A 238-nucleotide genomic window follows, 5' to 3' on the forward strand; every position below is an offset into this window, starting at 1 on the left:
GAGATCCCATTCGATGCCGAAGTGGCCGAACAGGGCCACGGCGCCGCTGAACGCGAGCGACACGGTGCGCCCCGTCGAATGCACGTGCGGGGTGGTCAGGTGCATGCCCATCATCTCGGGCGGAACGACGAGCGCGGTGTGACGCTGCGTCTCGAGCCGCTCGACCGGGTCGAGGCAGTCGCTCGTCCAGATGCGGTCGGTGCGGTCCAGGATGCCGAGATCCACCCGCGCTCCCCCC

At 69.7% G+C, this 238-nt stretch carries 1 protein-coding gene; it reads right to left on the reverse strand.

Features of this window, described 5'->3' with window-relative positions:
* Nucleotides 1-238, reverse strand: a 238-nt coding sequence (locus tag KVS71_RS18710; protein ID WP_217585283.1) for an alpha-galactosidase, incomplete at both ends; no start/stop codon positions are given.

The sequence above is a fragment of the Microbacterium sp. GbtcB4 genome, from assembly GCF_019091465.1.
Classification (GTDB): Bacteria; Actinomycetota; Actinomycetes; order Actinomycetales; family Microbacteriaceae; genus Microbacterium; species Microbacterium paraoxydans.